The organism is Pseudarthrobacter sp. MDT1-22 (assembly GCF_054511035.1).
Genome location: NZ_JBTNDK010000004.1, coordinates 58,730 through 71,363, shown reverse-complemented (window position 1 = coordinate 71,363; position 12,634 = coordinate 58,730). Strand labels below are relative to the sequence as shown.

13 protein-coding genes and 1 tRNA gene are annotated in these 12,634 nt (G+C 65.0%); 9 read left to right on the top strand and 5 right to left on the bottom strand.

What is annotated here, in order from left to right; genetic code table 11:
- Positions 1 to 72: 72 nt before the first annotated feature.
- The 3 genes from ACX80M_RS04975 (at position 73) to ACX80M_RS04965 (ending at position 2,865) form a co-directional block, all read left to right on the top strand.
- Complete coding sequence (locus tag ACX80M_RS04975) at positions 73 to 1,269, top strand: glycosyltransferase (protein ID WP_459309131.1); 1,197 nt, start codon at positions 73 to 75, stop codon at positions 1,267 to 1,269.
- A 141-nt stretch (positions 1,270 to 1,410) separates the two neighbouring features.
- Positions 1,411 to 1,484, top strand: a tRNA-Ile gene (locus ACX80M_RS04970).
- A 190-nt stretch (positions 1,485 to 1,674) separates the two neighbouring features.
- Complete coding sequence (locus ACX80M_RS04965) at positions 1,675 to 2,865, top strand: acyl-CoA dehydrogenase family protein (RefSeq protein ID WP_252607870.1); 1,191 nt, start codon at positions 1,675 to 1,677, stop codon at positions 2,863 to 2,865.
- Positions 2,866 to 2,926: 61 nt separating this feature from the next.
- On the opposite strand, the gene ACX80M_RS04960 is transcribed toward ACX80M_RS04965, so the two are convergent.
- Positions 2,927 to 3,415, bottom strand: a complete 489-nt coding sequence (locus tag ACX80M_RS04960; RefSeq protein WP_459309128.1) for a murein hydrolase activator EnvC family protein — start codon at positions 3,413 to 3,415, stop codon at positions 2,927 to 2,929.
- Positions 3,416 to 3,818: 403 nt separating this feature from the next.
- Here ACX80M_RS04960 and rpsB point away from each other — a divergent pair, with 403 nt between their 5' ends.
- The 6 genes from rpsB (at position 3,819) to ACX80M_RS04930 (ending at position 8,835) form a co-directional block, all read left to right on the top strand.
- On the top strand, positions 3,819 to 4,721 hold the full coding sequence (rpsB, locus tag ACX80M_RS04955; RefSeq protein ID WP_056348267.1) for a 30S ribosomal protein S2: 903 nt from the start codon (positions 3,819 to 3,821) through the stop codon (positions 4,719 to 4,721).
- Positions 4,722 to 4,850: 129 nt separating this feature from the next.
- A complete protein-coding gene (gene tsf / locus ACX80M_RS04950; protein WP_141139971.1) occupies positions 4,851 to 5,687 on the top strand; it encodes a translation elongation factor Ts in 837 nt (278 codons plus the stop codon).
- A gap of 127 nt (positions 5,688 to 5,814) precedes the next feature.
- Positions 5,815 to 6,552: a UMP kinase gene (gene pyrH, locus ACX80M_RS04945; protein ID WP_056348271.1), complete on the top strand. Its 738-nt coding sequence runs from the start codon at positions 5,815 to 5,817 to the stop codon at positions 6,550 to 6,552.
- Positions 6,553 to 6,677: 125 nt separating this feature from the next.
- Positions 6,678 to 7,235: a ribosome recycling factor gene (frr, locus tag ACX80M_RS04940; RefSeq protein WP_056348274.1), complete on the top strand. Its 558-nt coding sequence runs from the start codon at positions 6,678 to 6,680 to the stop codon at positions 7,233 to 7,235.
- Positions 7,235 to 8,158: a phosphatidate cytidylyltransferase gene (locus tag ACX80M_RS04935; RefSeq protein WP_252613680.1), complete on the top strand. Its 924-nt coding sequence runs from the start codon at positions 7,235 to 7,237 to the stop codon at positions 8,156 to 8,158. The genes frr and ACX80M_RS04935 overlap by 1 nt, the downstream gene beginning before the upstream one ends.
- 92 nt (positions 8,159 to 8,250) lie before the next feature.
- Positions 8,251 to 8,835, top strand: coding sequence for a DivIVA domain-containing protein (locus ACX80M_RS04930; protein WP_252599994.1), 585 nt, complete (start codon positions 8,251 to 8,253; stop codon positions 8,833 to 8,835).
- A gap of 24 nt (positions 8,836 to 8,859) precedes the next feature.
- Here the strand turns inward: ACX80M_RS04930 and ACX80M_RS04925 are convergent, their stop codons facing one another.
- From ACX80M_RS04925 to ACX80M_RS04910, 4 genes are read right to left on the bottom strand one after another with little or no spacing between them, the layout of a single operon-like run.
- Positions 8,860 to 10,326, bottom strand: a complete 1,467-nt coding sequence (locus ACX80M_RS04925) for a sodium/solute symporter (protein WP_252599995.1) — start codon at positions 10,324 to 10,326, stop codon at positions 8,860 to 8,862.
- Positions 10,327 to 10,333: 7 nt separating this feature from the next.
- Positions 10,334 to 10,684 carry a DUF485 domain-containing protein gene (locus tag ACX80M_RS04920; RefSeq protein ID WP_252599996.1) on the bottom strand — a complete coding sequence of 117 codons (351 nt, stop codon included), beginning with the start codon at positions 10,682 to 10,684 and terminating at the stop codon, positions 10,334 to 10,336.
- On the bottom strand, positions 10,681 to 11,403 hold the full coding sequence (locus ACX80M_RS04915) for a LytR/AlgR family response regulator transcription factor (protein ID WP_058929530.1): 723 nt from the start codon (positions 11,401 to 11,403) through the stop codon (positions 10,681 to 10,683). The genes ACX80M_RS04920 and ACX80M_RS04915 overlap by 4 nt, the downstream gene beginning before the upstream one ends.
- A 33-nt stretch (positions 11,404 to 11,436) precedes the next feature.
- The gene (locus ACX80M_RS04910) at positions 11,437 to 12,627 is read right to left on the bottom strand and encodes a sensor histidine kinase (protein ID WP_252613679.1); all 1,191 of its coding nucleotides are present in this window, start codon (positions 12,625 to 12,627) and stop codon (positions 11,437 to 11,439) included.
- Positions 12,628 to 12,634 lie beyond the last annotated feature (7 nt).

Here is a 12,634-nt window from a genome sequence, read left to right as displayed (position 1 = left end):
GCTACCGTGCCGGCGGCCAACCGGTGCGGCCAGCGACAGCTGCCCGTGCCGTGACCTTCAGGAGCTCTTCACGTGACAACGCCCTCTGACCAGCCTCCCCTGACCATCCTGATTGCCGCGGATACGTACCCGCCCCACATCAACGGGGCCGCGCAGTTCAGCTACCGTCTGGCCAACGGTATGAGCGGACGCGGCCACAACGTGCATGTGCTGGCTTGCCGTGCGGACGACGGCGCGAGCTTCACCGAGTTCCGCTCCGAGGCCACCGTGCATCGGCTCCGTTCCCACGGGGTCTTCACGCACGAGTACTTCCGCATCTGCTTCCCCTGGGAAATCAAGAAGGAGATCGGCCTCCTTTTCGATCGGATCAAGCCCGATGTGGTGCACATCCAGAGCCACTACATGATCGGCGAGCACGTCCTCTACGAAGCGGCGAAGCGGGGCATCAGGATCGTGGCGACCAACCACTTCATGCCGGAGAACCTGAACCCGTTCCTGCCGTTCCCGCAGTGGTTCAAGGACATCATCGGCAAGATCTCCTGGAAGGACATGGGCAAGGTCATGGGGCAGGCTGACGTCGTCACCACGCCCACACCATTGGCGGCCAAGGCCATGCACCAGCACGCTTTCCTGCACAAGGTGCTCCCACTCTCCAACGGCATTGACTCCGCAGCCTATGAGCTGCAGCCCGGCGAAGTGATCGAACCGCACGCCCATCCAACAGTGGTGTTTGTGGGGCGCCTGGCCGAGGAAAAGCACGTGGACGTGCTCATCAATGCCGTGTCCAAGACCCCCGCGGAGCTCAACGTCCACCTGGAAATTGTGGGCGGCGGCGAAGTCCACGCCGCTCTTGAAGCGCAGGCGGAACGGCTCGGACTGGGGGAGCGGGTGAAATTCCTGGGACTGGCCAGCGATGAGGACCTCCGGGAGGCCTACATCAAGGCGGACCTGTTCTGCATGCCGGGGACCGCGGAGCTTCAGTCACTGGTGACCCTTGAGGCCATGTCTGCCTCCACGCCCGTCCTGTTGGCGGATGCCATGGCACTGCCGCACCTGGTGCGCGACGGCGAGAACGGCTATCTGTTCACACCCAACGACAGCGACGACCTCGCAGCCAAGATCACGCGGATCCTCCAGCTGCCGGCCGAGGAACGGGCGGCAATGGGCCGGGCCAGCCGGCGGATGGTGGAACCGCACAGCATCGAGGGCACGCTGCAGACCTTCGAGGACCTCTACCGGGGTGCAAGCTACGACGACAAAGCCCTCTGACAGCGGTCTCGCAGTGGCCCGCTCAAGCCTGCCCGGACCCCGGCGCCCGGACTGTGTGGTCCTGATGCCCGCCACTGTTTGCTAGAGTGTTTTTGCCCTGCTGAAGCTGAAGTCCTCCGCGGACCACGCCGGCAAGGGCAGGGGGCTATAGCTCAGCTGGTTAGAGCGCGGGACTCATAATCCTAAGGTCCTCGGTTCAAGTCCGAGTAGCCCTACCCAAGCACGACACCGCAGGAACCAAACCATCGTGGAACCGCGGCTGACGAGAGATCGTCGGCCGCGGTTTCTTTCGTTTTCCCGCAATCTGCGGTATGTTACTGACCAGTAACTTACCGAGCCGCTGAGTCCCGGCCTGTCCTGCCATGGCTGGCCTGTCCGCGCTGCTGATCTTTGCGAGGGAACCAAATGTCCAAAGCCTCTGTTGACATCAACAACCTTCCGTACGCCGACGGCGACTTCTTCGCCTTCGAGCAGCTTCTCACCGCCAAGGAGCAGGACCGGCTCGCCGAGATCCGGGGCTTCCTCGCCCGCGAAGTCCGGCCGATTGCCGTGGACTGCTGGAACCGCGGCGAGTTCCCCATGGAGCTCATTCCCAAGCTGGCCGAAATCGACCTGGTGAGCCCTGTGCGGCGCCAGGGCTACTCCAACCTGTTTGCCGGCCTGGTCCATGCCGAGGCCACGCGCGCCGATACCTCCATCGCCACCTTCATGGGCGTGCACGACGGGCTGTTTACCGGCTCCATCGAAGCCCTGGCTTCCCAGGAACAGCAGGACGCCTGGCTCCCGGATATCTATTCGCTGAAGAAGATCGGCGCGTTCGGCCTCACGGAGCCTCTGGGAGGTTCCGACGTAGCCGGCGGCACGCGCACCACAGCACAGCGGAACGGCGACACGTGGATCCTCAATGGCGCCAAGCGCTGGATCGGCAACGCTACTTTCTCGGATTGGGTGGTCGTCTACGCCCGGGACCTCGCCGACAACCAGGTCAAGGGATTCCTTGTGGATACGGCGCTGCCCGGCTTCAGCGCCACCAAGATTGAAAACAAGATCTCCCTTCGGACCGTACAGAACGCGGACATCGTCCTGGAGAACGTGGTGGTTCCGGACTTCTTCAAGCTGGCGGGCGCCAACAGCTTCCGCGACACCAACAAGGTCTTGAAGGTCACGCGGCTGTCCGTCGGCTGGCAGGCAGTCGGACAGCAGCTGGCAGCCTTCGACGTGGCCCGCCGCTACGCCGTGGAACGCCACCAGTTCGGCCGCCCGCTGGCATCATTCCAGCTCGTCCAAAGCCAGCTGGTACAGATCCTCGGGAACGCAGTCAGCTCCATGGGCATGATGGTCCGGCTTTCCCAGCTGGAGGATGCCGGCCAGGCCAAGGACGAACAGTCCGCCCTTGCCAAGGCATTCACCACCGCCCGGATGCGCGAGAGCGTGGCGATCGGCCGTAGCCTCCTGGGCGGCAACGGCATCGTGACCGACTTCGAGATGGCCAAGATATTTGCCGACGCTGAAGCCATCTACTCCTATGAGGGAACCCACGAGATCAACACCCTCGTGACCGGCCGCGCCATCACCGGGATCTCGGCGATCGTCTAGAGCCGTCAGCCGTCAGCCGTCAGCCGTCAGCCGTCAGCCGTCAGCCGTCAGCGCTCGGCGGTCAGCCAGTGTCCAGCCGCAGGGGCAGCAGGATGGACGGGCGGAGGTCGGTGACGAATTCGAGCGGATTGACGTAGGCGTCCCCCCGCCTCACGCCCCAGTGGACGCAGGCAAGAGCGCCGCAGTGCCCGGGTTGCAGCGTTCCGATGATCTCGCCCTTCGCCACCACGGCCCCGGCCGTGAGCGGGCTTCCGACTGGCTCAAAACTGCTGCGGAGGCCGCCCCCGTGATCGATGGTAATCACGGGGCGGTCCACCACTACTCCCACGAAACTGACGGTGCCGGACTCCGGCGAGGTGACCGGGACGCCGGCGTGCGTCGCCTCAAGGTCCACGCCACGGTGCCCGCTCATCCATGGCTTGTCCGGCGGGTCAAAGGCGCGCAGCACCGCGGGCCTGGGGGAGAGCGGCCACTCCCAGGAGGCGCGCGGCGCTGGAGCCGCCGCGGCCGGTAGTAGCAGCACAGCGGCGAGGGCAAGTATTGCTTTCATAAACCCAGCTTTGCGTGCCGGATCCCGCAGCGGGAGTGCGCACTTCGGCCATGTGGAAAACGCCCGTCGAAGGCCTTCGGGTTGTCCTTCGGCTATTGGCTCCTGTTGTACACTTGGTGGAGCAGTTTGCTGTGCCCTCAACGCTTGCGTCGGCACGCCTCATTCAGGAATGCGGGGGAGCAGCAACTGACTACGCGTATCCAGCCCTCCAAATCTGAAGCCCCGGCTTTGTATGAGGAGGATTGTGTCTCTTGCGGTCAGGGCCTCGCGGTCCTGATGAGAGTCGCAATGGATGCCAGGAGCACGGCCCGCCTTGGGCCACGCTAATTAACCGTCAACTATTGGCAGGGTAAGAGGGCCTGAAAGGCTCTCTCATGAATGACCTGCCGGAAGGAGCGCCGGCATGCCCGTCGTAACTATGCGCCAGCTGCTTGACAGCGGCGTCCACTTTGGACACCAGACCCGTCGTTGGAACCCGAAGATGAAGCGATTCATCTTCACGGAGCGCAACGGCATCTACATCATTGACCTTCAGCAGTCGCTGTCCTACATCGACCGCGCCTACGAGTTCGTAAAGGCCACCGTTGCACACGGCGGCACCGTACTCTTCGTCGGCACCAAGAAGCAGGCCCAGGAATCCATCGCTGAGCAGGCTACCCGTGTTGGACAGCCTTACGTGAACCAGCGCTGGCTCGGCGGTATGCTGACCAACTTCCAGACCGTTTCCAAGCGCATCCAGCGCATGAAGGAACTGGAAGAGATCGACTTCGACGACGTCGCCGGTTCCGCGTACACCAAGAAGGAACTGCTGCTCCTTCGCCGTGAACTCACCAAGCTGGAAACCAACCTCGGCGGTATCCGCAACCTGACCAAGGCACCTTCCGTGCTCTGGATCGTGGACACCAAGAAGGAACACCTGGCCGTTGACGAAGCCAAGAAGCTGAACATCCCGGTTGTGGCCATCCTGGACACCAACTGCGATCCTGACGAAGTCGACTTCCCGATCCCGGGCAACGACGACGCCATCCGCTCCGTGAACCTGCTGACCCGCGTTGTCGCCGACGCCGTTGCTGAGGGCCTCATCGCCCGCCACAACCGCGCCACGGGCACCACGGAAGCTCCGGAAGAGCCGCTGGCTGAGTGGGAGCGCGAACTCCTCGAAGGCAGCAAGACTGAAGAAGCACCTGCCGCTGAGGCTGCTCCGGCTGCTGAAGAAGCTGCCGCTCCGGCAGCCGAAGAAGCTGCTCCGGTTGCCGAGGAAGCTCCGGCTGCTGCCGAGGCTCCCGCCGCCGACGCTGACAAGTAACACTAGTAAATCCGGATTCTCCGGCGCTGCCTGCAGCGCCGGAGCACCTGACAGGATGGCGGCTCACCCGGTGAGCCGCTGTCCTGTCGGTCCGTACACCACATACATTTTCTAGACAGAGGGGTTCACATGGCGAACTACACTGCCGCTGATATCAAGGCTCTGCGCGAGCGCACCGGCGCCGGCATGATGGATGTCAAGAAGGCTCTTGACGAAGCCAACGGTGACGCCGAAAAGGCCATCGAGATCATCCGCATCAAGGGCCTCAAGGGCGCTACCAAGCGCGAAGGCCGCTCCACCGCCGAAGGCCTGGTGGCCGCAAAGGTCAGCAACGGCGTCGGCGTGATGATCGAGGTCAACTGCGAGACCGACTTCGTCGCCAAGGCTGACAAGTTCATCCAGCTGGCCGATAAGGTCCTGGCCGTGGCTGTGGAGTCCGGCGCTGCCGACCTCGACACCCTCCTGGCCATCGAAGTTGACGGCAAGCCGCTGTCCGAGGTTGTCGTCGAAGAAGGCGCAATCCTCGGCGAAAAGGTTGTTGTCCGCAAGCTGTCCCGCATTGAGGGCGGCACTGTTGACGCATACCTGCACAAGACGTCCAAGGATCTCCCGGCCCAGGTCGGCGTCCTGTTCGCTGTTGAGGGTGAAGGCGAAGCCGCTGCCACCGCCGCACACGATATTGCAGTGCACATCGCAGCGATGTCCCCGAACTACCTGACCCGCGAAGACGTTCCGTCCGACCTTGTCGAGTCCGAGCGTCGCATTGCCGAAGAGACCGCCAAGGCTGAAGGCAAGCCCGAGGCCGCAATGTCCAAGATTGTGGAAGGCCGCGTTACGGGCTTCTACAAGGGTGAGGTCCTGGTTGACCAGGCTTTCGCCAAGGACGCCAAGAAGTCTGTGGCGCAGGTCCTCGAAGAGGCCGGCGTCAAGGGCACGTCCTTCGCACGCTTCCGCGTCGGCTCCTAGTCGCATCCGCAAAGGGGTGGCCACTTCGGTGGCCGCCCCTTTTGCATGCACCGGCGAAACGTGCGATGAGACCTTTGGCCACCCGGCACGATAACCTTTTTCAGAGTTCACCAACGGGAAGGCACCCATGGAAGCCGTCAATTCTTCAAGCCAGCCAGAGAAAAGCAGGCGCCGCGTCCTCCTGAAGTTGTCGGGCGAGGTCTTCGGCGGCGGCAAGCTGGGCGTTGATCCCGACACTGTGCGCGACGTCGCCAAGCAGATCGCCGCAGCGGTCCCCGAAGTGGAAGTTGCCATCGTCGTCGGCGGCGGCAACTTCTTCCGCGGCGCGGAACTGTCCCAGAGCGGCATGGACCGCTCGCGCGCCGACTACATGGGCATGCTCGGCACCGTCATGAACTGCCTGGCACTGCAGGACTTCCTGGAGCAGGCCGGCGTTGAAACCCGCGTCCAGAGCGCCATCACCATGGGGCAAGTCGCCGAGGCGTACATTCCCCGCAGGGCCATCCGCCACATGGAAAAGGGCCGAGTGGTCATCTTCGGCGCCGGAGCCGGCCTGCCGTACTTCTCCACGGACACAGTGGCCGCCCAGCGCGCCCTGGAGGTCCACGCGGACGTCGTTCTGATGGCCAAGAGCGGCGTGGACGCCGTCTACACCGCGGATCCCAAGAAGGACCCCACTGCCGAGAAGCTGGACACGCTGAGCTACGACGACGCCCTGCGCCGCGACATCAGGGTCATGGACCAGACCGCGATGACCATGTGCAAGGACAACAACCTGTCCATGGTGGTTTTCGGGATGGAAGGCGAAGGGAACGTCACCCGCGCCATCTTGGGCGAAAAGCTCGGTACCCTGGTGACCCCGTAGCTGCAGCTAGGATGATCTGAGCACGGTTCCATGCCCGCAACCGGGCAACAATGGAACCAGGAACCATGAACCAAGATTGTGCAGGGAACCGGTACCCGGACTGCACTGATTTCTGAGGAGAGACAGTGATCGAAGAAACCTTGCTCGAAGCCGAAGAGAAGATGGACAAGGCGGTGGAGGTAGCCAAGGAAGACTTCGCCTCGATCCGCACCGGACGGGCAAATCCGGGCCTTTACAACAAGGTCCTGGTGGACTACTACGGTTCGCCCACCCCGCTGCAGCAGCTTGCCTCCTTCGCCATTCCGGACGCGCGCACCATCCTCATCACGCCGTTCGATAAAACCGCACTGCGCGACATCGAGCGGGCCCTGAGTGATTCCGAGGTGGGCGCCAACCCCTCCAACGACGGCAACGTCATCAGGATCACCATCCCGGACCTGACCCAGGAACGCCGCAAGGAATACGTCAAGATCGTCAAGACCAAGGGCGAGGACGCGAAGATCTCCATCCGCAACATCCGGCGCAAGGCCAAGGAAACGCTGGACAAGCTCGTCAAAGACGGCGAAGCCGGCGAGGACGAAGGCAGCCGCGCCGAAAAGGAACTGGATGGCCTGACCAAATCGCACGTGGACGGCATCGACGAGCTGCTCAAGCGCAAGGAAGCAGAGCTGCTCGAAGTCTGATGAGCCAGGCAGAGCAGGCGCCCACCCAAAGGGCGCGCACCAGGGGGAAACAGTTGCGGAGCAATCCGACGCCCAAGGCCGGCCGGAATCTTCCGGCAGCCATTGTGGTGGGCCTGGCCATGCTGATCGGCGTGCTGGGCGGCCTGGTTTTCCTCCCGCTCGGATTCGTGGCTGTCACCACAGGGTTCGCGGTCTTCGGAGTCTGGGAGATCTTCCGTGCCCTGGAGGCGAACGGGACCAGGATGCCCATCGTCCCGGTCATGGTGGGTACAGTCGCCATGCCGTTCGCCGCCTATCTCGGCGGTCTTGAGAGCCTGCTTTTCGCCATGCTCCTGAGCTGCGTGGCAGTCCTCCTCTGGCGTTCAGTGGAGAACCCTGCCGGATCAGCGAACAGCATCTTTGCCGGCGTGTTCACGCTGGGCTGGGTCCCGTTCTTCATCAGTTTCGCCACGTTGCCGCTGCACGCCGTCGGCGTCGCCACCCCGGTGGGTCTCTGGCCTGGCGGAACCGTGCCGCCCGGGGCCTGGCAGGTGGCCGTGATGCTGCTGCTGGTCGTCTCGAACGACACGTTCGGCTACCTCGTGGGCGCATCGCTGGGCAAACACCCCATGGCCCCGAAGATCAGCCCCAAGAAATCATGGGAAGGCTTCGCCGGCTCCATTGCCGGGGCCGTGCTGATCGGCATCCTTGCCAGCATTCTCCTGCTGGGCAAACCCTGGTGGGTCGGTGTGGTCCTCGCCGTGGGCGTCGTTGCAGCATCCACCGCAGGAGACCTGGCCGAGTCGATGGTCAAACGTGAACTCGGGATCAAGGACATGAGCAGCATCCTGCCCGGACATGGGGGCGTCATGGACCGCCTGGACTCCATCGTCTTCGCCTGTCCCGTGGCCTTTGTGCTGTTCGCACTGGTTGCGGGCGTCTGACGCGACCCTCTCGGACTATCTTCGCCGGACCGCCGGCAGCGCCAATAGACTGGTGCGTAACCTGACCCAGCTGAAGCAACAAAGGAACAACAGTGGCATTGGACTTTCAACGGAAAATCCCCGCGTCGTTTGAGCGCGTGCGGGGCAACGAATTCGGGTACAACGCCAAACAGGTGGACCAGTTCCTCCAGCGGGCCAGGGTGGCACTCGAGACGCCGAAGGCCGCCATCCACGCCGTCACCAGCGCCGATGTCCGGAGCGTCTCCTTTGACCCGGTCAAGGGAGGCTACGCTGCCGCCGTCGTCGACGCAGCGCTGGACCGGCTCGAAGACGCCTTCGCCCGCCGCGAACGGGACGAACTGATCGCCGCCAAGGGCGAGGATGCCTGGCTGCGGGAGATCGGCAGCCTCTCCGGGATCCTCCGGGGCCGCCTCCACCGGCCTGACGGCGAGCGCTTCCGGCGCCCGTCAAAAAAGAAGGCCCGCAGTTACAACACCCTGGACGTGGACAATCTTTGCTACGACCTGATCGGCTACCTCGAAGAGGACAAGCCGCTCAGCGTGGACAATGTCCGCAGGGTGGTCTTCCGTCCCGCCGTGGGCAAGGACGGTTACGAAGAGACCCAGGTTGATGCCTTCCTGGACCGCGCGGTTGAACTCATGGCGGCCATCGACTGACTGCCCGTTAGCTGATCACGGGACTCACCGTTCGGTCACCAACGGCCGTTCGGGAGTGTGCAGCCGGGTCATGACGCGGCTCATGGTCCGCGGAATCCGGTGTTTTGTGCCCCGGGAGACAATCACCGTCACGGCGAAGGCGGCGGGAACCGTCCACGCCGCCGGCTGGGCCAGCCAGAAGGGCGTGCCGGCAGCGCCCAGGACCGTTCCCCACACCATGGCGCCGCCGCAGAGGACGCCGCCGGTCACCATTCCGGCAATGGCGCCGGCATCGGTGAGTCCCCGCCACCAGATGCCCAGCAGAAGCACCGGGCACACAGTGGAGGCGGTAAACGCGAACACCAGGCCCACGCTGCCCGCCAGAGCCAGGGAATCAGTCATCACGGCAAATCCCAGCGGAACCACAGCGGAGACGACGGCGGCGACCCGGAATCCACGCACGCTGCCGCCCAGGACGTCCTGGCTGATCACGCCCGCCAGCGAGACCACCAGGCCCGAGGTGGTGGACAGGAACGCGGCGAAGGCCCCGGCCACCACCAACGCTGAGAGCAGGTCGCCCGCGGTTCCACCGATCAGCTGCCCCGGCAGGAGGAGAACCACCGCGTCGGCCTGCCCTGACCGGGCAAGTTCGGGCGCGAACATCCGCCCCACCAGCCCGTAGGCGGTGGGAAACAGGTAAAAAACGGAGAGCAGCCCGAGCACGATCAGCGTGGTCCGCCGTGCCGAGTGTCCGTCCGGATTCGTGTAGAAGCGGACCAGGACATGGGGGAGTCCCAGCGTGCCGAACAGCAGCGCCACCAGCAGCGAGATGTTCTGGTACGGCCCGGCGGGGGCCAGCCCGGTGGGATTCACGACGGCGGGGGCCACGGCGGCGCTCCCGTCACCGGCGAGCGTGAACACGATGAAGAGGACGGGCACGGCAAGGGCGGTGAGCTTCAGCCAGAACTGGAACGCCTGCACAAACGTAATGGAGCGCATGCCTCCGGCCACAACTGTCAGGCACACCACAACCACCACGGCCACGGAGCCTACCCAGGCCGGCAGCCCGGTGGTGATCCGGATGGTCAAGGCCGCGCCGTGGAGCTGAGGCACTATGTACAGCCAGCCCACCACAACCACCACCACGCTGGTCACACGGCGGACCGCGCGCGAATCCAGCCTCGCCTCGGTGAAGTCCGGGATCGTGTACGCGCCGGAGCGGCGCAGCGGTGCGGCCACAAACAGCAGCAGCATCAGGTAGCCGGCGGTGTAGCCCACGGGAAACCACAGCGCGTCGGTACCGGACAGCAGGATCAGTCCGGCCACGCCCAGGAAACTCGCCGCCGAGAGGTACTCCCCGCCGATGGCCGAGGCGTTCCACCATGGCTTGACGGTCCGGGAAGCCACGTAGAAATCGCCCGTGGTCCGGGAAATCCGCAGGCCGTAAAACCCGATAGCGGCCGTTGCCAGCGAAACCAACACGAGAGCGATCACACCCACTGCGGGATTCATGAGGTGGTCACTCGTCCCCGGCCAGGTCCCGGTAGCGGGCCTCGTTCCGTGCGGCGGTCCGGATATACAGCCAGGCGCTGAGGCCGATGACGGGATAAATGCCTGCACCGAGCAGGATCCAGTCGAACGGGATCCCCGCGATCCGGGTCTCGGCGAGGCCCGGTAGGGCTGCCAGCAGCAACGGGAACGCGCACAGGACCAGCATAAAGCCGATGGCCACCACCACGGCCAGCCGCAGCTGGGAACGGATCAGGGAGCGGACGAAGACCTGCCCCACCTCGGATTCCTCCGCCGCCTCGCGGGACTCCCGGGCCGGCCGGGGTGCCGAGCGCGGAGCGGTGACGCGGACCCGGGTCATGCCTGCGGCCGGATGCGGGTGGCTTCCAGTTTTTCCCTGACCGTGGGAAGGTGGCGGCGGCTGATGGGCAGGCCGGCACCGGCCACCGAGACGCTGGGTTTGTCCGCCGTCAGCTTCATGGACTGCACATGCTTCAGCGCCACGAGGTAGGACCGGTGCGTCCGGATAAACCCGGCCTCGGCCCACTGCTGCTCCAGGTCTGCCAGCGGAACCCGGATGAGATAGCTGGCATCCGCGGTGTGCAGCCGGGCGTAGTCGCCCTGCGCCTGGACGTACGTGACGTCGTCGCGCCTGATCATCCTGGTGGTGCCGCCCTGGTCAACGGTGATCATCTCGGGGGCGGGGCCGCCGCCGTCGCGCAGTAGCTCGCTGATCCGTCCCACCGTCCGGGACAGCCGCTCGGCCCGGACGGGCTTAAGGAGGTAGTCCACGGCGGCAAGCTCGAACGCCTCCAGGGCGCAGTCCTCGTCCGCGGTGACAAACACCACCACCGGCGGCTTGCTGCTGCGCGCGATGGCGCGGGCAACATCAAGGCCGGACACGGCGGGCATGTGAATATCCAGGAAGACGGCGTCAACCGTTGCGGTGTTCAGGGCCCGCAACGCTTCTGTGCCCGAAATGGCCCGGTGGATGACCCCGATCCGGTCATCCTTGCCCAGGAGATAGGCCAGCTCCTCCACGGCGGGTAACTCGTCGTCGGCGACGAGGACATTAATCATGGTCCTACATTAGCCGCCTTGGAAACCAGGCGTTCAGGCGTCGTGGCCGGGCTGGGACTTGGGCACGCGCATGGTGATCAGCGTTCCCTCGCCCGGGGCTGTCTCGATCACCAGGCCGTGCTGGTCCCCGTAAACCTGTCGGAGCCGGGCGTCCACGTTGCGCAGCCCCACGTGGTCGCCGTCGTGGTGCCCTGCCAGCATCGACTGGAGCTCGGCAGGGTCCATCCCCACGCCGTCGTCCTCTATGGTCACTTCCGCATAGGCGCCCGAATCATTGGCCGTGATGGTGATGTGGCCCGCCCCTTCCTTGGCCTCCAGGCCGTGCCTGACGGCGTTCTCCACCAGCGGCTGCAGGCTCAGGAACGGGATGACGGTGCTCAGGACTTCAGGCGCGATCCGCAGGCTGACCTGGACGCGGTCACCGAAACGGGCGCGCTCCAGCAGCAGGTACCGGTCGATGCAGCGCAGTTCCTCCGCCAGCGTGGTGAAGTCACCGTGGCGCCGGAACGAGTACCTCGTAAAATCAGCGAACTCCACCACCAGCTCGCGCGCCCGCTCCGGATCCGTGTTGATGAACGACGCGATCGCGTTCAGCGAGTTGTAGATGAAGTGCGGACTGATCTGGGCACGCAGCGCCCGCACTTCGGCTTCCATCAGCAGCGTCCGGGACGCGTCCAGCTCGGCGAGCTCCACCTGGACGGCCACCCAGTCAGCCACCTCGCTGGTGGCACGGACCAGGCCTGCGCCCGCCGACGGGGCAAACGCCGCCACGACGCCCACCACCCGTGACCCGGCCCGGACCGGAGCGATGACGGCGGCGAGGTTTCCGGAGGCATGGCCCGTCCCCAGGTCCCGCGCCTGGAGCACCGCCGTCCGCCCGCCGATCAGGACGTCCGCAGCCAGTTCCATCAACCGGGGCTTCAGTTCCTCGGCGGCACCGTCCCAGGCCAGCACGCCGGCCGTATCGGTGATGGCCAGCGCATCACAGCCCAGCAAGTTCCTGAGCTGCCGGCTCGCCTTGGCGGCGCCCGCCGGATTGAGGCCCGTACGCAGATGCTGCCCGGCACTCGATGCAGCGTGGAGGGTGTTGTACGTGGCGCGTTCGGCGTCGGTGCCAAGCTCACGGAAGGATCGGAGCAGCTTGATGCCAACACCGACGACGACGGCGATCGCCAAGATGATCACCGCAACGGCGGCTGCAGTCAGGAGGGGGGAGTCCGGCATGGTGCCC